Annotated in this window: 16 protein-coding genes; 2 read left to right on the top strand and 14 right to left on the bottom strand. The window is 62.6% G+C overall.

What is annotated here, in order from left to right; all coding sequences use genetic code 11:
* Positions 1-139: 139 nt before the first annotated feature.
* The 9 genes from BLO80_RS05685 to leuC all read right to left on the bottom strand — a co-directional run bounded on the left by BLO80_RS05685 (position 140) and on the right by leuC (position 11,331).
* The gene (locus tag BLO80_RS05685; RefSeq protein WP_092331368.1) at positions 140-763 is read right to left on the bottom strand and encodes a phosphoribosylanthranilate isomerase; all 624 of its coding nucleotides are present in this window, start codon (positions 761-763) and stop codon (positions 140-142) included.
* Positions 764-826: 63 nt separating this feature from the next.
* Positions 827-1,651: a tRNA pseudouridine(38-40) synthase TruA gene (gene truA, locus BLO80_RS05680; RefSeq protein WP_030142027.1), complete on the bottom strand. Its 825-nt coding sequence runs from the start codon at positions 1,649-1,651 to the stop codon at positions 827-829.
* Positions 1,652-1,948: 297 nt separating this feature from the next.
* Positions 1,949-4,564 carry a FimV/HubP family polar landmark protein gene (locus tag BLO80_RS05675; protein ID WP_092331370.1) on the bottom strand — a complete coding sequence of 872 codons (2,616 nt, stop codon included), beginning with the start codon at positions 4,562-4,564 and terminating at the stop codon, positions 1,949-1,951.
* Positions 4,565-4,773: 209 nt separating this feature from the next.
* Entirely contained in the window at positions 4,774-5,784 is a 1,011-nt protein-coding gene (locus BLO80_RS05670) for an aspartate-semialdehyde dehydrogenase (protein WP_092331373.1), read from the bottom strand.
* A 253-nt stretch (positions 5,785-6,037) separates the two neighbouring features.
* Positions 6,038-7,150, bottom strand: coding sequence for an aspartate-semialdehyde dehydrogenase (gene asd, locus BLO80_RS05665; protein ID WP_024779161.1), 1,113 nt, complete (start codon positions 7,148-7,150; stop codon positions 6,038-6,040).
* Positions 7,151-7,204: 54 nt separating this feature from the next.
* The gene (gene leuB / locus BLO80_RS05660; protein WP_060741441.1) at positions 7,205-8,287 is read right to left on the bottom strand and encodes a 3-isopropylmalate dehydrogenase; all 1,083 of its coding nucleotides are present in this window, start codon (positions 8,285-8,287) and stop codon (positions 7,205-7,207) included.
* A gap of 66 nt (positions 8,288-8,353) precedes the next feature.
* Positions 8,354-9,118: a class I SAM-dependent methyltransferase gene (locus BLO80_RS05655; RefSeq protein ID WP_092331375.1), complete on the bottom strand. Its 765-nt coding sequence runs from the start codon at positions 9,116-9,118 to the stop codon at positions 8,354-8,356.
* Positions 9,119-9,256: 138 nt separating this feature from the next.
* On the bottom strand, positions 9,257-9,901 hold the full coding sequence (leuD, locus tag BLO80_RS05650; RefSeq protein WP_092331378.1) for a 3-isopropylmalate dehydratase small subunit: 645 nt from the start codon (positions 9,899-9,901) through the stop codon (positions 9,257-9,259).
* 11 nt (positions 9,902-9,912) lie between these two features.
* A complete protein-coding gene (gene leuC / locus BLO80_RS05645; protein ID WP_003203866.1) occupies positions 9,913-11,331 on the bottom strand; it encodes a 3-isopropylmalate dehydratase large subunit in 1,419 nt (472 codons plus the stop codon).
* Positions 11,332-11,488: 157 nt separating this feature from the next.
* On the opposite strand from leuC, the gene BLO80_RS05640 reads away from it, so the two are divergent.
* Positions 11,489-12,379, top strand: coding sequence for a LysR family transcriptional regulator (locus BLO80_RS05640; protein WP_060741438.1), 891 nt, complete (start codon positions 11,489-11,491; stop codon positions 12,377-12,379).
* 69 nt (positions 12,380-12,448) lie between these two features.
* The gene (locus BLO80_RS05635; RefSeq protein ID WP_092331380.1) at positions 12,449-15,727 is read left to right on the top strand and encodes an EAL domain-containing protein; all 3,279 of its coding nucleotides are present in this window, start codon (positions 12,449-12,451) and stop codon (positions 15,725-15,727) included.
* A gap of 98 nt (positions 15,728-15,825) precedes the next feature.
* Here BLO80_RS05635 and BLO80_RS05630 read toward each other — a convergent pair whose 3' ends face one another.
* The 5 genes from BLO80_RS05630 to BLO80_RS05605 all read right to left on the bottom strand — a co-directional run bounded on the left by BLO80_RS05630 (position 15,826) and on the right by BLO80_RS05605 (position 19,501).
* Entirely contained in the window at positions 15,826-16,278 is a 453-nt protein-coding gene (locus BLO80_RS05630; RefSeq protein ID WP_092203819.1) for an Hsp20 family protein, read from the bottom strand.
* A 119-nt stretch (positions 16,279-16,397) separates the two neighbouring features.
* Positions 16,398-17,357, bottom strand: coding sequence for a tRNA dihydrouridine synthase (locus tag BLO80_RS05625; RefSeq protein WP_072407044.1), 960 nt, complete (start codon positions 17,355-17,357; stop codon positions 16,398-16,400).
* A 247-nt stretch (positions 17,358-17,604) separates the two neighbouring features.
* The gene (locus BLO80_RS05615) at positions 17,605-18,054 is read right to left on the bottom strand and encodes an acyl-CoA thioesterase (protein ID WP_092331387.1); all 450 of its coding nucleotides are present in this window, start codon (positions 18,052-18,054) and stop codon (positions 17,605-17,607) included.
* 45 nt (positions 18,055-18,099) lie between these two features.
* Positions 18,100-18,933: an alpha/beta fold hydrolase gene (locus tag BLO80_RS05610; RefSeq protein ID WP_092331390.1), complete on the bottom strand. Its 834-nt coding sequence runs from the start codon at positions 18,931-18,933 to the stop codon at positions 18,100-18,102.
* A gap of 28 nt (positions 18,934-18,961) precedes the next feature.
* Positions 18,962-19,501, bottom strand: a complete 540-nt coding sequence (locus BLO80_RS05605; RefSeq protein ID WP_092331392.1) for a TetR/AcrR family transcriptional regulator — start codon at positions 19,499-19,501, stop codon at positions 18,962-18,964.
* Positions 19,502-19,676 lie beyond the last annotated feature (175 nt).

Below are 19,676 nucleotides of genomic sequence, written 5' to 3'. Positions count from 1 at the left end.
TGCAGCCCAATCTCCTCAGCCATCCCGGCAACCGCTGCACTGCGGTTGCCCCTACGCTATCGGCCCACCCAGGGGCGGTGCCTGCCTGCTTTGTACAGTGCAGGTATGGACGGCGGCAGTCTGCCAGCCGTCACATTGACTACTGGCTGTTGCGAACAGCAGCCATGAACGCACGAATCTTTGCCGGATCCTTGATGCCCTTGCCCTGCTCCACCCCGCCGCTCACATCCACCGCGTAGGGGCGAACCTGGCGAATGGCCGCGGCGACGTTTTCCGCCGTCAGGCCACCGGCCAGGACGATCGGCTTGCCCAGGCCTTGTGGCACCAGTGACCAGTCGAACGCTTCGCCGGTACCGCCGTGCACGCCTTCCACATAGGTGTCCAGCAAGATACCGCTGGCACCGGCAAAGGCTGCGCAACCGGCGGCGATGTCGTCACCGGCCTTGACCCGCAACGCCTTGATATACGGACGATGCCAGCCCTCGCAGTCGGCCGGGGTTTCGTCGCCATGGAACTGCAACAAGCCCAGCGGTACCGCATCGAGGATCTCGCCCAGCTCGCAACGACTGGCATTGACGAACAGCCCTACGGGCGTCACGAACGGCGGCAAGGCCTGGACGATCGCCCGCGCCTGCTGCACCGTCACCGCCCGCGGACTCTTGGCGTAGAACACCAGCCCGATGGCATCGGCCCCGGCCTCGACCGCCGCCAACGCGTCCTCGACGCGGGTGATCCCGCAAATCTTGCTGCGAACGACGGGCATGGTGGCTAAAACCTCAGGCAATTGCGTGAAAGTCCCGGATGGTAACAAATGCTGCGGAGGGCGTCAGCCGTCGAGTTCCGAGAAGCCGGTGAGGAAATGTGGCCCGATGTAACGCTCCGGCAGTTCGAATTCATCGCGATATTCGACCTGCACCAGGTACAGGCCAAACGGATGCGCCGTGACGCCGCCGGAACGGCGGATGCGACTGTCGAGCACTTCCTTGACCCACTCCACCGGCCGCTCGCCGGCGCCAATGGTCATCAGCACGCCGGCAATGTTGCGCACCATGTGATGCAGGAAGGCGCTGGCGCGGATGTCGAGCACGATCATCTTGCCGTGCCGGGTCACGCGCAGGTGATGCAACTCCTTGATCGGCGACTTGGCCTGGCACTGGCCCGCACGGAAAGCACTGAAATCGTGGACACCGACCAGGTATTGCGCGGCCTCGGCCATGCGCTCGACGTCCAGCGGGCGGTGGTTCCAAGTGATTTCTTCGTTCAGGTGCGCCGGACGGATCTGATCGTTGTAGATCACGTAGCGATAACGCCGGGCGATGGCCTTGAAGCGTGCATGGAAATGCGCCGGCATCACCTTGGCCCAACTGACGCTGACGTCATGGGGCAAGTTGATGTTGGCGCCCATGACCCAGGCTTTCATGGAGCGTTCGACCTGGGTGTCGAAATGCACCACCTGGCCGCAGGCATGCACGCCGGCATCGGTCCGGCCGGCGCAATGCAGCGACACAGGCGAGTCGGCGACTTTGGACAGCGCGTTTTCGAGGGTTTCCTGCACCGTCAATACACCGGACGCCTGGCGCTGCCAGCCACGGTAGCGCGAGCCTTTGTATTCAACGCCCAAGGCGATCCGGAAAAAGCCGTCAGCCGCCATTTCGGCGGCCGGATTGTCTATGTTTGCCAAGGAATTACAGCCTGCTGAGTACGCAAAGGCGGGCATTATAAGGCCGGCGAGGCGGGATGCCAGTGTAACCGGTGGTCTTGGGTTGGATCGACGGGCCTCATCGCGAGCAAGCTCGGCTCCCACAGGGATCTGCTCCCACAAAGATCTGGGGTGCTATCCCTTGTGGGAGCCGAGCTTGCTCGCGATGAGGCCAGTCCAGACACCAAAAATCCCGCTGCAAACAAAAACGGCAGCCTCACCGGCTGCCGTTTTTGTCTAGCTGCTGACTTACACCAAACGCGACAACATCTCCTGCGCTTCACTCTTCTGGGTGGTATCGCCTTCGCTGAGGACTTCGCCGAGGATGTCGCGGGCGCCGTCGTGGTCGCCCATGTCGATGTAGGCCTGGGCCAGATCGAGTTTGGTCGCCACCTCGTCGGTACCGCTGAGGAAGTCGAAGTCGGGCTCGTCTTCTGCACCAACCAGAGCATCTTCAGCGGTGAAGGTCGGCTGGGCCAAGCCGTCGGACAGGCGATCCAGTTCGGCGTTTACATCGTCCAGCTCGGATTCGAAAGCATCCTTTGGCCGGTCATGGGCATCCATCTCGTCGGCAAGGGACAGGTCAAAATCTGCCGGCAGTTCGAGATCGTCGGCCGGCGTATCGTCCAGGGCTGGCGTTTCGGTTGCTGGAAGGTCCAAGCCCTTGAGATCGTCACCCAGGTCGAGCAGGAAATCTTCATCATCGAGCGCCGCGACCGGGGTCGGCGCGTCAGCCCCCAGGTCCAGGTCGAATTCCGACAGGTCGTCCAAGCTCTCGTTGGCTTCAGTCTGCTGCTTGAGCACCGACTCGAAACTCAGGTCGTCGTCTTCCGGGAACGCGTCCAGCTCGGCGACAGGCTCCGGCGCTGGCGCGACCGGAGTTTCCAGGTCATCCAGGCTCAGGTCGAAGGCGCTGTCCAGCTCCTCGTCGGTGGGCGACTTGTCTTCCAGCAGGTCCTTGACGTACTGCGCGTCCAGTTCTGCCGCCACTGTCGCCGCGGCCAGTCCGGCGGCGGTAGCGACCACCATGGCCGGGAAACGGCTTTTCAGCTGTTCGACCTGGGCGAAGTTGTCGCCATTGGCCACCAGTTGGCGTTCCTGGGCGACAAAGGCGTCGCGATCGCCCTGCTGGCCGTAGACTTCCATCAGTTTCAGGCGCAGGTCGCTGCGCTGGGGTTCGGCCTTGATGCCCTGTTCGAGCAGGTCGGCGGCCTGGTTCAAGCGACCACGATCCATATGGGACTGGGCCTGGGGCAGCACGTCGTCGGAGCGATCGGCGGCCGGAGCCACCAATGGCGCGGCGATAGGCGGCGTGACCACCACAGGCGCGACCACCGGGGCCGGCTTGGGTGCTGGCGCAGGGGCCGGCGCGGGTTTTGGCTCAAGCTTTACGCTAGGTGGTGGAACATCAATGCCCTCGAAGCTGCTCGGGGGCAGATCGAACTCCGGGGAGAAGTCGGCCTCCTCCTCGAGGGCTCGGGCCATGCGCAAGTGTTTTTCCGCTTCCTGCTGGGCCTTGCGTCGACGGGCGAGCAACAACAGCAGCAACAGTAACAGCAGCGCGCCGCCGCCAATCAACCCCAGCAGGATCGGATTGGTCAGCAGGTCGTTGTATTTTTGCTCGTTGGACGCGGCAGGCGTCGGCTCGACCGGTGTGGAGGGTGGCGTCGCTTCCGGGGTCGCTTCCGGGGTCGCTTCTGGCGCAGGTGCGGGAGCAGGTGCAGTCGTCGGGGCCTGTGCCGCTGGCGCAGGAGTCAGCTCTGCGGACATCGACGCAGGCGCCTCGCCAGCAGGCGGAACCGCGGCACCTTCGGCCTGCATCTTGGCCAGTTGATTGTTCTTCAGCTCGATCAGGCGTTGCAGTTTGTCCAGTTGGCTCTGCAGATCCGCCATGCGGCTTTTCAGTTCTTCGTTATCCCGGCGAGCCGAATCGAGGCTTTCCTGAGTAACCGCAAGCTTGTTGCTCAGCGCCTGGGCATCGCCGGCAGCGCCCTTGCCCTTGCCGCCCGCTTTCGCCGAATCGGCCGACACCAGGCTCAAGTTGTCGCGACCGGCCGCCTGTGCCGGCGCGCCTTCGCCACGGCCACGCTTGGTGGCATCCAACTGCTGTTTGCCAGCACCCGCCACGGCACGACGCCCCGAGCGCCAGGCGGCGTTCTGCGCAGCCACTTCGGCGATGGCCTGGGGCTGCGGCAACGCCGTGCTTTGCACCGGGTCCGGCAGGCGCAACACCTGGCCGGTCTTGAGCAGGTTGATGTTGCCGTTGATGAACGCGTTCGGGTTCAACGCCTGGATCGCCAGCATGGTTTGCTGGACCGACCCACCGTTGCGCACCTTGGCGGCGATTTCCCACAGGGTATCGCGCGGCGTGGTGGTGTATTGGGAAGGCTTGGTGGCCCCGGTGACCGGCGTGGCCACCACCTGGGGCGGTTTCGCCCGGGCCGCGTCGGCGGCCTGTGGCGAGAATTTGGAGGGATCGAGCAGTACGCTGTAGTCGCGCAGCAGACGGCCGTTGGGCCACATCACCTGCACCAGGAACTTGACCATGGGCTCGGACAGCGGCCGGCTGGACGTGACCCGCAGGACACTCTTGCCGTTGGCGTTGATCACCGGGGTGAAGCTCAGGTCATTGAGAAAGGCCTGGCGATCGACCCCGGCCTTGGCGAAGTCGTCGGGCGAGGCCAGGCTCGGCACGACTTCGGCGGCGGTCAGTTGCTGGACGTCGAGCAACTCGATCTCGGCGACCAGGGGCTGGTTCGGCGTCGACTTCAGGGTCAATTCCCCGAGCCCGAGCGCTTGCGCCATACCGGAGGACAGCGCCGAGGCGGCCGCTATTGCTAACACCAGTTTGCGAACTTGAACCATAGCCTCTTCCTTTGTTTGAACATTCCTCGGCCAGCGAGAAGGTATTGATGCCGCTGCCGTAAGGCATTGCGCGCAGCCCCGAAGCGACGGTGCGCGCGATCATTTCACTCATGCCCCGGGAAGTCCCCCAGAGGGATGTTCGCCTTCAGCACTCCGGCCAAGCATAGCGCCCAGCTAGAATCATTCGACAAATTGATGCCAAGTATCTTTTACAGCAAGTCTTTTATCAACAACTCAGCCACCTGCACGGCATTGAGCGCCGCGCCCTTGCGCACGTTATCCGCCGTCAGCCACATATTCAGTTCAGCCGGATCGTCGATCCCATCACGTACACGACCAACGTAGACCACATCCTGCCCCACCGCATCACCCACTGCAGTCGGGTAGTCGCCCGCCTCCACCAGTTCGATACCGGGCGCCGCTTCCAGGGCCGCGTTGACCTTGGCCAGGTCGACGGCGTTCGCAGACTGCACGGTCACGCTAAAGCTATCGCCAAAAAACACCGGGGCTTGAATGCAAGTGACGGAAATCTTTAACAAAGGTTGATTCAGCACCTGGCGCAACTCACGAACCAGACGCTTTTCCAGCGACGTATGGCCCTGCTCGTCCGGCGCGCCGACCTGGGCCAGCAGGTTGAACGCCATCTGCCGGTCAAAGAACTTCGGCTCCAGCGGACGGGCGTTGAGCAGCTCGGCGGTCTGGCGGGCCAGCTCGCTCACGGCCACGCGGCCCTGGGCCGACACCGCGAGGCTGGCGGTCAGGCTGATACGCTGCAGATCGAGGCACTCGCGCAGGGGCGCCAGCACGACCGCCAGGGCCGTGGCCGATGCGCTGGGGCTGCTGACCTGCAACGGCTTGCCCAAGCCGGCCAGGACCTGGGCGTTGGCTTCCGGCACGATCTGCGGCGCCTGCTCGGGCGGCAAGGCCCCGGACAAGTCGATCAACGCACAGCCGGCCGCCGTGGCCCGCGGGGCGAAGCTCAGGGTCACCGCCGGGCCGGCGGCGAAGAACACCAGTTGGACTTTACTGAAATCGAACTCGTCGACCTCACGCACCCGCACGTTTTTGCCGCGAAACATCACCGAGCTGCCTGCCGATTCGCTGCTGGCCAGCAGGTGCAGGTTGCCGACCGGGAAGTCCCGCTCTTCGAGAATCTGGACGAGGGTTTCGCCGACAGTACCGGTGGCGCCGATCACGGCAATATCAAAGGACTGGCTCATGGGTCTACCTCAGGTAAAACGTGGGGAGCGGCACTTTACCGGGTGGTGGGTACGCAGGCAATTGGCTAGGGGAGTTGCAGTGCCTGGACTGGCCCTATCGCGAGCAAGCTCGCTCCCACACAGGATTTTCAGTGACCGCAAAACCTGTGGGAGCGAGCTTGCTCGCGATGGGGCCAGCCCTGACACACAACCGTCTCCCAATAAAAAACCCGCGCCTCTCACAAGGCACGGGTTCTTTCACAACAGCAGTCGATCAACGCTCGAGCAAGATCCGCAGCATGCGGCGCAGCGGTTCGGCCGCGCCCCACAGCAGTTGGTCGCCGACGGTGAAGGCACCGACGAATTGCGAACCCATGTTCAATTTGCGCAGACGGCCCACCGGTACATTCAGGGTGCCGGTGACCTTGGTCGGGCTCAGCTCCTGCATGCTGGTTTCGCGATTGTTCGGCACCAGCTTGACCCAAGGGTTGTGCTGGCTGATCAACCCTTCGATGTCGGCGATCGGCACGTCTTTGTTCAGCTTGATGGTCAGCGCCTGGCTGTGGCAGCGCATGGCGCCGATGCGCACGCAGATGCCGTCCACCGGGATCGGGCTCTTGAAGCGACCGAGGATCTTGTTGGTTTCGGCCTGGGCCTTCCACTCTTCCCGGCTCTGGCCGTTGGGCAGTTCCTTGTCAATCCAGGGGATCAGGCTACCGGCCAGCGGTACGCCAAAGTTCTCGGTCGGATAGGCATCGCTGCGCATCGCCTCGGCGACCTTGCGGTCGATGTCGAGGATGGCACTGGCCGGGTTGGCCAGGTCATCGGCGACGGCGGCGTGGGTGGCGCCCATCTGCTTGATCAGCTCACGCATGTTCTGCGCGCCGGCACCGGACGCGGCCTGGTAGGTCATGGCGCTCATCCACTCCACCAGACCGGCTTCGAACAGGCCGCCCAGGCCCATCAGCATCAGGCTGACGGTGCAGTTGCCGCCGATGTAGTTCTTGGTGCCCGCGTCCAACTGCTGGTCGATGACCTTGCGGTTGACCGGATCGAGGATGATCACCGCGTCGTCCTGCATGCGCAGGCTGGAGGCGGCGTCGATCCAGTAACCCTGCCAACCGGCTTCACGCAGCTTGGGGAACACTTCGCTGGTGTAGTCGCCACCCTGGCAAGTCAGGATCACGTCGAGGGTCTTGAGCTCTTCGATGCTGTAGGCATCCTTGAGCGCACCGGTGTCCTTGCCCACGGACGGGCCCTGGCCACCGACATTGGAAGTGGTGAAAAACACCGGCTCAATGAGATCGAAATCCTGCTCTTCCAGCATTCGCTGCATGAGCACGGAACCGACCATGCCGCGCCAACCGATCAGACCTACACGTTTCATCGCAACTACACCTATACAAAAGTGGGCCACCGTCGAAGCGGTGGGCCCGAGAGATTACAGATTCCGCAGCGCGGCGACTACTGCATCGCCCATTTGCTGCGTACCGACTTTGGTACAACCTTGCGACCAGATATCACCGGTGCGCAAGCCTTGGTCCAGGACCACGCTGACGGCTTTTTCGATCGCGTCGGCGGCATCGTTCAAGTTGAAGCTGTAGCGCAGCATCATCGACACCGACAGGATGGTCGCCAATGGGTTGGCAATGCCCTGCCCGGCGATGTCCGGCGCCGAACCGTGGCATGGCTCGTACATGCCCTTGTTGTTAGCGTCCAGGGAAGCCGACGGCAGCATGCCGATGGAGCCGGTGAGCATCGACGCTTCGTCGGACAGGATGTCGCCGAACATGTTGTCGGTGACGATCACGTCGAACTGCTTGGGCGCACGCACCAGTTGCATGGCGGCGTTGTCGACGTACATGTGGCTCAGCTCGATGTCCGGATAATCCTTGGCCACCTGCTCGACCACTTCACGCCACAGTTGGCTGGAAGCCAGCACGTTGGCCTTGTCCACCGAGCACAGCTTCTTGCCCCGCACGCGAGCCATGTCGAAGCCGACCCGGGCGATACGGCGGATTTCGCTTTCGCTGTATGGCAGGGTGTCGTAGGCCTGGCGCTCGCCATTATCCAGCTCACGGGTGCCACGCGGGGCGCCGAAGTAGATACCGCCGGTCAGCTCACGCACGATGAGGATGTCCAGACCCGAGACGATTTCCGGCTTCAGGCTCGACGCATCGGCCAGTTGCGGATAAAGAATCGCCGGACGCAGGTTACCGAACAGGCCCAGTTGCGCGCGAATCTTCAGCAGGCCGCGCTCAGGGCGGATGTCGCGTTCGATCTTGTCCCATTTCGGGCCGCCCACGGCGCCCAGCAGCACGGCATCGGCGGCACGGGCACGGTCCAGGGTTTCGTCGGCCAGGGGCACGCCGTGCTTGTCGATGGCGGCGCCGCCGATCACGTCGTGGCTCAGTTCGAAGCCCAGGCCGTACTTGTCGTTCGCCAGCTCCAGGACCTTGACCGCCTCGGCCATGATTTCCGGACCAATGCCGTCACCTGGGAGAATCAGAATCTGCTTGCTCATGCTTTCCTCGTTTGCTCTGTCGACACCGGCCTGGGTTCCGCACCCAAGGCCAGGCCGGGAAAAATGCTATCGCTCGGCCCACAGCACCAGTACATCTGTACTGAACGAACCATCGGCCTCAATCTCAAAATATTCTCGCACTTCATCGCCCATCGAACGCTGCAGCTGGAGAATCGCCCCGCGCATCACCTCGGGCGTACGCATGCGTTCGACCCAGGAGTGGTACTCCAGGCGCAGGCGCTGGCGCGAGGTGCTGCGGGTGTGCAACCCCGCTTCGCTGACCTGGCGCAACCACTCATCGGCCGAATAATCGCGCACATGACTGGTGTCACGCAGCACTTCGATGCTTTGCAAGTAGGTGTCCAGCAACGGCGTACCCGGCGACAGGATGTCGATGAACGCCATCGCCCCGCCCGGCTTGAGCACCCGTCGCACTTCCCGCAACGCCAGGCCCAGGTCGCTCCAATGATGCGCCGAATAACGGCTGAACACGAAGTCGAACTCAGCGTCGGCGAACGGCAGGCGCTCGGCGGCGCCCCGTACCGTGCTGATGTTGTCCAGGCCACGCTCGGCCGCTGCCGCGGTCACAACGTCCAGCATCTGCTGGGACAGATCGTAGGCCACCACTTCACCGGCCAGCGGCGCCACGTGGAAACTCACATGACCGGCGCCACAGCCCAGGTCCAGCACACGGGCATCGCCATGACCGGCCAGCGCAGCCTGTAGCAGCGCGAACTCAGCGCCCTGGGCGTGCACGGCACTGCTCAGATAGGCCGAAGCCTGTTCACCGAATTGCTTTTGTACAACCTGACTGTGGGCGGTGCTGGTCATGGGATTTCCTTATGGTTTTTTTGCCTGGGCGGCCCCCATCGCGAGCAAGCTCGCTCCCACAGGGGATTTGGGTGTTCACAAAACACCTGTGGGAGCGAGCTTGCTCGCGATGAAGCCGGTACTGCCTACATCAATCCATCATGCGTCGCGAAACAACCAAGGCTGGCTCGCCCGGTGCTTGGCCTCGAACGCGGCAATCGCCTCGCCGTCCTGCAGCGTCAAGCCGATGTCATCCAGGCCGTTGAGCAGGCAGTGCTTGCGGAACGCATCGATCTCGAAACCCAGCACCTTGCCGTCGGGACGGGTCACCGTCTGGGCGGCCAGGTCGATCTGCAGTTGATAGCCAGGGCTGGCCTCGACCTGCTGGAACAGCTCATCCACGTCAGCATCGCTGAGGATGATCGGCAGCAAGCCATTCTTGAAGCTGTTGTTGAAGAAGATGTCGGCATAGCTCGGCGCGATGATGCTGCGAAAACCGTACTCTTCCAGGGCCCATGGCGCGTGTTCGCGGCTCGAACCGCAGCCGAAGTTTTCCCGGGCCAGCAACACGCTGGCGCCTTGGTAACGCTCGGCGTTGAGCACGAAATCCTTGTTCAACGGCCGCTTGGAGTTGTCCTGGTACGGCTGGCCGACATCCAGGTAGCGCCATTCGTCGAACAGGTTCGGGCCGAAACCGGTGCGCTTGATGGACTTCAGGAATTGCTTGGGAATGATCTGGTCGGTGTCGACGTTGGCGCGATCCAAAGGCGCGACAAGACCGGTGTGCTGGGTAAAAGCTTTCATGCTGCGCTCCTTCAGATCAATTCGCGGACGTCGACGAAACGGCCGTTGACGGCCGCCGCGGCGGCCATGGCCGGGCTCACCAGGTGCGTACGGCCACCGGCGCCCTGACGGCCTTCGAAATTACGGTTGGAGGTGGAGGCGCAATGCTCGCCCGATTCCAGGCGGTCAGGGTTCATCGCCAGGCACATCGAGCAGCCCGGCTCACGCCATTCGAAACCGGCCTCGAGGAAAATCTTGTCCAGCCCTTCCGCTTCGGCCTGGGCCTTCACCAGGCCCGAGCCCGGCACCACGATGGCCTGCTTGATGGTCGAGGCCACCTTGCGGCCCTTGGCGATCACCGCAGCGGCGCGCAGGTCTTCGATCCGCGAGTTGGTGCAGGAGCCGATGAACACGCGATCGAGCTGGATGTCAGTGATCGCCTGGTTGGCGCTCAAGCCCATGTACTTCAAGGCGCGGACGATGGAGTCGCGCTTGACCAGGTCCATTTCCTTGGCCGGATCCGGTACGTTCTGGTCCACGGCCAAGACCATTTCCGGGGAAGTACCCCAGCTGACTTGCGGCTTGATCTGCGTCGCGTCGAGCTCGACCACCGTGTCGAACTTGGCATCGGCATCGGAGACCAGGTCTTTCCAGGCCTCGACCGCCATGTCCCATTCCGCGCCTTTGGGCGAGAACGGACGGCCCTTGACGTATTCCACGGTCTTTTCATCGGCGGCCACCAGGCCGACGCGGGCACCGGCTTCGATGGACATGTTGCAAATGGTCATGCGGCCTTCGACGGACAAGTCGCGGATCGCGCTGCCGGCGAACTCGATGGCATGGCCGTTACCGCCAGCGGTGCCGATCTTGCCGATCACGGCCAGGACGATGTCCTTGGCGGTCACGCCGAACGGCAACTTGCCTTCGACGCGCACCAGCATGTTTTTCATTTTCTTGGCGACCAGGCACTGGGTGGCGAGCACGTGCTCGACCTCGGACGTGCCGATGCCATGGGCCAGGGCGCCGAAAGCACCGTGGGTCGAGGTGTGCGAGTCGCCGCAGACCACGGTCATGCCAGGCAAGGTCGCGCCCTGCTCCGGGCCGATGACGTGGACGATGCCTTGGCGCACATCGTTCATCTTGAATTCGACGATGCCGTATTCGTCACAGTTATCGTCGAGGGTCTGGACCTGCAGGCGCGAGACCTGGTCGGCAATGGCTTCGATGCCGCCCTTGCGCTCCGGCGTGGTCGGTACGTTGTGGTCCGGGGTCGCGATGTTGGCATCGATGCGCCACGGCTTGCGCCCGGCCAGGCGCAGGCCTTCGAAGGCTTGCGGCGACGTCACTTCGTGAATGATGTGACGGTCGATATAGATCAGCGCCGAGCCATCGTCGCGCTGTTTGACCAAATGCGAATCCCAGAGCTTGTCGTAGAGCGTTTTGCCGGCCATCAGACGGTTTCCTCATCAGCTTGTTTCTATGCCCCGGGCCTTGAACGAATCAATAACCCCTTGGCTTGTGAGGCTGATCCTATGGGGTTACATTAAATAACTCAAATTCATATTTTTTATGCTTTGCATAACCAACTGGAATCTGAACGGAATCGCCATGGACCTCGCCAACCTCAATGCCTTTATTGCCATCGCCGAGACGGGCAGTTTCTCCGGCGCCGGGGAACGCCTGCACCTGACCCAGCCGGCCATCAGCAAGCGCATTGCCGGCCTCGAACAACAACTCAAGGTACGCCTGTTCGACCGCCTGGGCCGTGAGGTGGGCCTGACCGAGGCCGGCCGGGCCCTGTTGCCGAGGGCCTACCAGATCCTCAACGTGCTGGACGACACCCGCCGCGCCCTGACCAACCTGACCGGCGAGGTGACCGGGCGCCTGACGCTCGCCACCAGCCACCACATCGGCCTGCACCGCTTGCCACCTTTATTGCGCGAGTTCACCCGGCGTTATCCCCAGGTGGCGCTGGATATCCAGTTCCTGGATTCGGAAGTGGCCTACGAAGAAATCCTCCATGGCCGGGCGGAACTGGCCGTCATCACCCTCGCCCCCGAGCCCCACACGCTGGTCAGGGCCACGCCGGTGTGGGACGACCCCCTGGATTTCGTGGTCGCCCCGGAGCATGCGTTGCTGGAAAACAGCGCGGTAAGCCTGGCGGACATTGCCTTGCATCCGGCGGTGTTCCCGGGGGGCAACACCTTTACCCACCACATCGTGCAACGGTTGTTCGAGGCCCAGGGCCTGACGCCAAACATCGCCATGAGCACGAACTATCTGGAAACCATAAAGATGATGGTTTCCATCGGCCTGGCCTGGAGCGTTCTGCCGCGCACCATGCTCGATGAACAGGTTGCACGCATTCCTTTGCCGGGCATACAGCTCAGTCGCCAGCTAGGCTATATCTTGCACACCGAACGGACGCTATCGAATGCCGCACGGGCTTTCATGGCCTTACTGGACGCACAAATCGATTTGCCAGGGACAAAGGCATAGGTTGTGCCGCGCCTGTAGGGCCTTGAAGGCTTGTGCTTAATGCCCAAAACCGCTCAAGGTTCGCTAGAAATGCCCAAACCTGCTGACCATCTCCCGCCCCTGCCGCGCATTCAGGCGCTCGACCCGAAGCGGTCCGAGCAAAGCTGGGACAGTGCGCCACAGTTGCTGGCCGCCCTGAACGGTGCGCGGCTGGGCGCCTGGTCGTGGGACATCGACAGCGGCCAGATCAGTTGGTCCCGCGGCACCCAGGCGTTGTTCGGCTTCGATCCGCGCCAACCCTTGCCGGCGGACGTGGACTACCTCGACCTGCTATTGCCCGAAGACCGGGCCAGGGCCGTGCGCGCCTTTCACGCGGCAGTGGCCGGAGCGCCGCTGGAACAGGCGATGCATCACCGCATCGTCTGGCCCGACGGCAGCCTGCACTGGCTGGAAATCAGTGGCAGCGTGCTCCCCGACAAGCATGGCCGGCCGCGCATGATCGGGGTGATTCGTGAAATCACCCATCAGCGCGAGCGGGAACAGGCGCTGCGCAGCTCGGAAAAACGCTTCGCCACGCTCTTTCATCTGTGCCCGAACATGGTCTTGCTGACCCGCCAGGAAGACGGGCTGATCAGCGAGGCCAACCAGTATTTCGAAAGCCTGTTCGGCTGGCCGGTGCATGACGTGATCGGCCGTACCACTTTGGAACTGGGCCTGTGGGTCGACCCCAAGCAGCGGGCGAAACTGGTGGAGGCAACCAAGGCCAAGGGCGAACTGGTCAGCATGGAGGTGGCGTTCCGTGCCAGCAACGGCCAGATTCATAACGGCATTCTGAGTGCGCAGAAAGTCGAACTCGAAGGCCAGCCGTACCTGCTGAGTACGTTCCTCGACACCACCGAGCGCAAGCTCGCCGAACAGGCCCTCAAGGACAGCCAGGAACGCCTGGACCTGGCCCTCGACTCGGCGCAACTGGGCACCTGGGACTGGCACATTCCCAGCGGCATGCTCTACGGCTCGGCCCGGGCCGCGCAGCTCCACGGCCTGGAACCCAAGCCGTTCCACGAATCATTCGATGCGTTTTTCGAGGGGGTCCCCACGGAAGAACGCAACAACATGCGCAACGCCTATCGCAGCCTGCGGGAAGGCCCGGCGGGCAACTATCAATTGACCTACCGCGTGCAGCTGCCCGACGGCAGCTCGCGCTACCTGGAAAGCCGCGCCCGCCTCTACCGCAACGACGACGGCAGCCCCTCGCGCATGGCCGGGACCTTGCTGGACATCACCGACCAGGTGGAGCGCGAACAAAGCCTGGCCGCCTCGGAAGAGAAATTCGCCACGCTGTTCCAGGTCAGTCCCGACCCGATCTGCGTCACCCACCAGGACAGCGGGCGCTTCCTCGAGATCAACTCCAGTTTCACCCAGACCTTCGGCTGGACCACCAACGACGTGATTGGCCTCAGCGCCGACGAAATCGGCCTCTGGGGCGGCTCGGGCAGCAGTCTGCAACGCATCGAACGGGTGGTCCGCGAACAATCGCTGAACAATGTCGCCATCGTCGTTCACCACAAGAACGGCCAGCCACTGACCTGTGTGATTTCCAGCCGGCAAATCAATGTCGGCAACCAGCCGTGCATCGTCACGACCTTGCGCGACATCACGCAGCAACAACGCTCCGAAGCCGCCCTCAAGGCCAGTGAAGAGAAATTCGCCAAGGCGTTTCATTCCAGCCCCGACGCCATCACCATCACCGAACACCAAAGCGGTCGCTACCTTGAGGTCAACGACGGCTTCTGCCGGTTGACCGGCTACCGCGCCGACGAAGTGATCGGGCATACGGTCTACGAGATAGGGATCTGGGCCGAAGAAAAGCAACGCGCCGCCCTGCTGGCCGAATTGCAACTCAAGGGCCGCGTGCACCACCAGGAGATGCTCGGGCGTAATAAACGTGGGGAACTCCTCACGGTGGAGGTCTCGGTGGAGCCCATCACCCTCAATGAAACCGAGTGCCTGCTACTGACCGCCCGAGACGTGAGCCTGCTGCGCAATGCCGAAGCCCAGATCCGCCACCTGGCCTACCACGACTCGCTGACCAACCTGCCCAACCGGGCCTTGCTGATGGACCGCCTGAGCCAGCAGATCGCCCTGCTCAAGCGTCACAACTTGCGCGGCGCCCTGCTGTTTCTCGACCTGGACCACTTCAAGCACATCAACGACTCCCTCGGTCACCCGGTGGGCGATACCGTGCTGAAAATCATCACCGCGCGCCTGGAAGCCAGCGTACGCCTGGAGGACACCGTGGCGCGGCTGGGGGGCGATGAGTTCGTGGTGCTGCTCAGCGGCCTGGAGGGCTCGCGAAACGAGGTCAGCAAGCAAGTGCAGGCCCTGGCCGACACCCTGCGTGAACTGCTCTCGGAACCGATGTTTCTCGATGGCCAGCGACTGCAGGTCACGCCGAGCATCGGTATCGCGTTGATCCCCGACCACGGCTCCACCCCTACCGACTTGCTCAAGCGCGCCGACATTGCGCTGTATCGCGCCAAGGACTCGGGACGCAACACCTCGCAGATGTTCCACACCACCATGCAAAAAGCCGCCAGCGAACGGTTGCGCATGGAAACCGACCTGCGCCTGGCCCTGGCTCGTGGCGAGTTCAGCGTGCATTTCCAGCCTCAGGTCGATGCCCGGGACAACCGCATCATCGGCGCCGAAGCCTTGGTGCGCTGGCATCACCCGGAGCTCGGCGCCCAATCGCCCAACGAATTCATCAAAGTGCTGGAGGACAGTGGCCTGATCCTCGAAGTCGGCACCTGGATCCTCGATGAAGCTTGCGACGGCTTCAAGCAACTGATCGCCAAGGGCAAGATCGATCCGCAGCGATTCAGCCTGTGCGTGAACATCAGCCCACGACAATTCCGCCAGAGCGACTTCGTCGAACGCATCGAAAGCAGCCTGGCCACCCACGGCCTGCCCTGCTCGCTGCTGAAACTGGAGATTACCGAAGGCATCGTGATCCAGAACCTGGACGACACCATCGCCAAGATGCGCCGCCTCAAGAAACTGGGGGTGAGCTTCGCCATGGACGATTTCGGCACCGGTTATTCGTCGCTGACCTACCTCAAGCGCCTGCCGGTGGACACGCTGAAAATCGATCAGTCATTCGTGCGCGACGCCACCAGCGACCCCAACGACGCCGAAATCATCCGCGCCATCGTCGCCATGGCCCGCAGCCTCAATCTGGTGATGATCGCCGAAGGCGTGGAGACCCTGGAGCAATTGCATTTTTTGCAGGGGCTCGATTGCCATTTGTACCAGGGTTACCTGCACAGCCGACCGTTGCCGCTGGAGGCGTTTGAGCGGTTGTTGCCGTGATACCGCTATGAAACAAACCCTCACCACAATGAAATCTGCCCTGTGATATCCACAATGAAAAAGGGCGCCATCGGGCGCCCTTCTTCAGTTGCGATGCATCAGTTTTGCAGCGCGGGTTGCTGCTGCGCACCGTTGATCGGGATGCGCTTGGCTTTCGCCTCTTCCGGAACCACTCGCAACAGGTCGATACTCAACAGACCGTTACGCAGGCCGGCGGACTTGATCTCGATATGATCGGCCAACCGGAAGGACAGCTTGAACGCACGCTGGGCAATGCCCTGGTGCAGGAAGGTGACGCTGTCGTTGCTGGCTTCACGCTTGCCGCCACTGATGGTCAGCACACCTTTTTCCACTTGCAGGTCCAGGTCTTCTTCCTGGAACCCGGCGGCGGCGACCACGATGCGGTACTCGTCATCACCATGTTTTTCCACGTTGTAGGGTGGATAGCTGCTGCCTGGTTCGTTGCGCAGGGCGCTTTCGAACAAATCGTTGAAGCGATCGAAGCCTACCGAGGAACGGAACAGAGGGGCCAGCGAAAATGCAGTACTCATGATTCAAATCTCCTGAAAAATTCAGCAAGTTTTTTTGTCTCCGCGACCCGAATTCGGCATCGCGTACCCCCTATCTAGGGTCCGCCAAAAACTTTTCAAGAGGTTTTTTCGAATTTTTTTCAGGCCGCTTCGGTGCGCCGCACACCCAATAAATGCCCCACCGCGTCCAGGTCGGTTTCCCGGCGCAACGCGGTAAACAGCTCCACCGCTTCGGGGTAATTGCGGGTCAGCATCGCCAGCCACTGCTTCAACCGGCCCGGGGCCTGGCGCGGCGTCAACTGTTCGACCACCTGCTGCCAAAAGTCATGGAGCATCGGTTGCAATTCGGCCCAGGACATCTCGACCACGTCCTCGCCAGCCCGGGCGGCGGCGATCTGCCGGGCCAGGTCAGGGCGGGAAACGAGGCCGCGACCGAGCATGATGTCTTCGACACCGCTGATTTCGCGGCAACGGCGCCAATCCTCCACGCTCCAGATATCGCCATTGGCGAACACCGGCACCTTGACCACTTCCTGCACGCGGGGGATCCACTCCCAATGGGCCGGAGGCTTGTAGCCATCGACCTTGGTCCGCGCATGCACCACGATGTGCGCCGCGCCGCCTTCGGCCAACGCCGTGGCACAGACCAGCGCGCCGTCCGGGCTATCGAAACCCAGGCGCATCTTGGCGGTGACGGGAATGTGTTTCGGCACCGCGCGGCGCACGTGTTCGACGATTTCGTTGAGCAGTTCCGGTTCCTTGAGCAACACCGCCCCGCCCCGGGATTTGTTCACGGTCTTGGCCGGGCAACCGAAATTAAGGTCGATCACCTCTGAGCCCAGCTCGCATGCCAACGCCGCGTTTTCCGCCAGGCACACCGGATCGGAGCCGAGCAACTGCACCCGCAACGGCACACCGGCAGCGGTCTGGGCACCGGTCAGCAGCTCAGGGGCGAGCTTATGGAAATAGGCCGGCGTGAGCAGCCGATCGTTGACACGGATGAACTCGGTGACACACCAGTCGATACCGCCAACACGGGTCAGGACGTCCCGCAGGATGTTGTCGACCAACCCCTCCATGGGCGCCAGGGCAATTTGCATGGAAACATACACTCAACGAAAAAACGTGCGGCAGTTTACCGGATTTTGCCCACATATCCGGCATTCAGCACAAATCCTGTGTGGGAGCGGGCTTGCTCGCGAAAGCGGTGGGTCAGTTTGCATTGATATTGAATTTACCACCGCCTTCGCGAGCAAGCCCGCTCCCACCCTGGCTCCAGGGTGTTCACGGAATTGGAGTCCACCACCAAACCCTGTGGGAGCTGAGCTTGCTCGCGATGGCGGTGGGTCAGTCGACGAGGATGCCGGACGGTTCCAGGGCGGGGCCATACCCCTCGATGAATTCCTGCGGCATGCGCTTGGGCCGGCCAGTGGACAGTTCGATGCAGACGAAGGTGGTCTGGGCCCGCAGCAACGTGGCGTTGTCGCGGGGACGGACCAGTTGGAAATGCCGGGTCATTTTCAGGCGCTGGTCCCAGTCGACGATCCAGGTCGCCAATTGCAGTTCGTCGCCTTCATAGGCGGCCGCCAGGTAATCGATTTCATGCCGCACCACCGCCATGGCCCGGTCCAGGCGTCGATACTCCACCAGATCCAGGCCCAGGCGCTGGGAATGGCGCCAGGCACAGCGCTCGAGCCAGGCGACGTATACCGCGTTGTTGGCGTGGCCCAGCCCGTCGATGTCTTCGGCATTGACCTGAAGATCAATGATGAATGGCGTTGCCCGATCCCAGCCCATGCCCCTCTCCCGGTCGAATTTGGATCGGGGCAGTGTAACGGATGCTCAAGCCGATTGCCGCGCTTGCAGGCTGCGACCGGCCAACAGTGATAACACCCCATCAATGACACGAGGATCGGCCAGCACCCGCTGATGCCCACCCTGTGGCAGTCGCAACAGCCGACTGTCGAACCAGGCCTCATGAATCAATTGCGACTCCTTGACCGAGACCGATGTGTCGTCCTCGGCATGGACGATCAACCCCGGCACGTCCAGCTGGTAATGCGCCACATCCATCTTCGAGGCGGGCATGCCCACGTCGCTTTCCACCTGGCGAATGAAGGCCGAACGCGCCTTGGGCGGCAGGCCCATCATCCGGGAGAAACCGCGCAGCACCCCAAGAATGCGAGCGGGCGCAGCGATGCTGACCAGCGTCTCGGTACGCAACCCCAACTGAACCGCCAGCATGGCGCTGGCACCGCCCATGGAATGCCCGATCACCGCCTGCAACGGCGGCAGCTCGGCGGCGGCTTCGAGCATCGCCCTGGCGAACGACAAGACATTCGCCTCGCGCCCCGGCGAACGCCCGTGGGCCGGACCGTCCAGCGCCACGACCGTATAACCAGCGCCCACCAGGGCCGTGATCAGCGCCGCGAACTGGGTCGGCCGCCCTTCCCAACCGTGCATCAACAAGACCGCCGGGCCTTTGCCCCAACGCAAGGCCGAGAGACCGAAACGCAAGGTGATACGCTCGGACGTCGCCAGCAACGGCAGCTCCCAATCCCGTGGCGGCAAGTTTCGGGGGCGCATGAACAGCGAACGCATCTGCTTCGCCACCAGGCGTGGAGCCACCCAGCCAAGCGTGCCATTGACACTACGTATCCAGCTAAACCTGTCCATCGCGCATCTCCAGGGCTCGCGCCTCAGCTCAACGCACCGCCGACTTGGCAGCGCGCAGCAAACGATCCGATAACTCTCCCGGGCCCAAGGCCCGCGCCAGGGCCAGGCCACCGACCATCAAGGCGATGTCGGCCAGGGCCTTGTCGGCGTCCTCCGGGCTGGCCGCCAATTGCGCGACCATCAACTCGATATGCTCATTGAGCACCTCACGAAACGCATCCGGCAGTCGTCCGAGTTCACCGATCGACGCAGGAATCGGGCAGGCTTGCTCGGTGGAGTCGCGGTGCTTTCGGGACAGATAGAACGCGGCGACCAACGCACGCCGCTCTTCGCCTGTCAGCTCACCGTCCATATCGGCGATCAAGCCACGACGCCGATTGAGCAATTGCTTGAAAGCTTCCAGCATCAAGGCGTCCTTGCTTTCGAAATGGGCGTAAAAGCCGCCCACCGTCAGCCCGGCCGCGCCCATCACCTCGCCCACGCTTGGCTCCGCCGGCCCACGCTGGATCAGCGCATCGCTGGCGGCCTTGAGAATGCGTTCACGGGTTTGTGCCTTTTTATCGCTCATCGTCGCCTCCGAATATTACGATTGAAATATTATCCATGTAATAATTTTCCGCAAGCGTAAATGTTCACCGCTGGTCAGAAGACTTTTTCAAAGGATAAGGGGATTGGCCAAACGCCAGACAAACAAAAGGGCCATTCAAGAATTGAATGACCCTTATAAAATCCCGCAGAGCGGG

Origin of the sequence: Pseudomonas sp. NFACC56-3, from assembly GCF_900100025.1 — a bacterium.
Classification (GTDB): Bacteria; Pseudomonadota; Gammaproteobacteria; order Pseudomonadales; family Pseudomonadaceae; genus Aquipseudomonas; species Aquipseudomonas fluorescens_AA.
Note: the sequence above shows the minus strand (reverse complement) of the source record. Positions and strands in the feature narration are given on the sequence as shown.

Bases quoted from the DNA above. Each gene is read 5' to 3' on its own strand.
- BLO80_RS05685 (WP_092331368.1), bottom strand. From the start codon at position 763: ATGCCCGTCGTTCGCAGCAAGATTTGCGGGATCACCCGCGTCGAGGAC.
- truA (WP_030142027.1), bottom strand. From the start codon at position 1,651: ATGGCGGCTGACGGCTTTTTCCGGATCGCCTTGGGCGTTGAATACAAA.
- BLO80_RS05675 (WP_092331370.1), bottom strand. From the start codon at position 4,564: ATGGTTCAAGTTCGCAAACTGGTGTTAGCAATAGCGGCCGCCTCGGCG.
- BLO80_RS05670 (WP_092331373.1), bottom strand. From the start codon at position 5,784: ATGAGCCAGTCCTTTGATATTGCCGTGATCGGCGCCACCGGTACTGTC.
- asd (WP_024779161.1), bottom strand. From the start codon at position 7,150: ATGAAACGTGTAGGTCTGATCGGTTGGCGCGGCATGGTCGGTTCCGTG.
- leuB (WP_060741441.1), bottom strand. From the start codon at position 8,287: ATGAGCAAGCAGATTCTGATTCTCCCAGGTGACGGCATTGGTCCGGAA.
- BLO80_RS05655 (WP_092331375.1), bottom strand. From the start codon at position 9,118: ATGACCAGCACCGCCCACAGTCAGGTTGTACAAAAGCAATTCGGTGAA.
- leuD (WP_092331378.1), bottom strand. From the start codon at position 9,901: ATGAAAGCTTTTACCCAGCACACCGGTCTTGTCGCGCCTTTGGATCGC.
- leuC (WP_003203866.1), bottom strand. From the start codon at position 11,331: ATGGCCGGCAAAACGCTCTACGACAAGCTCTGGGATTCGCATTTGGTC.
- BLO80_RS05640 (WP_060741438.1), top strand. From the start codon at position 11,489: ATGGACCTCGCCAACCTCAATGCCTTTATTGCCATCGCCGAGACGGGC.
- BLO80_RS05635 (WP_092331380.1), top strand. From the start codon at position 12,449: ATGCCCAAACCTGCTGACCATCTCCCGCCCCTGCCGCGCATTCAGGCG.
- BLO80_RS05630 (WP_092203819.1), bottom strand. From the start codon at position 16,278: ATGAGTACTGCATTTTCGCTGGCCCCTCTGTTCCGTTCCTCGGTAGGC.
- BLO80_RS05625 (WP_072407044.1), bottom strand. From the start codon at position 17,357: ATGCAAATTGCCCTGGCGCCCATGGAGGGGTTGGTCGACAACATCCTG.
- BLO80_RS05615 (WP_092331387.1), bottom strand. From the start codon at position 18,054: ATGGGCTGGGATCGGGCAACGCCATTCATCATTGATCTTCAGGTCAAT.
- BLO80_RS05610 (WP_092331390.1), bottom strand. From the start codon at position 18,933: ATGGACAGGTTTAGCTGGATACGTAGTGTCAATGGCACGCTTGGCTGG.
- BLO80_RS05605 (WP_092331392.1), bottom strand. From the start codon at position 19,501: ATGAGCGATAAAAAGGCACAAACCCGTGAACGCATTCTCAAGGCCGCC.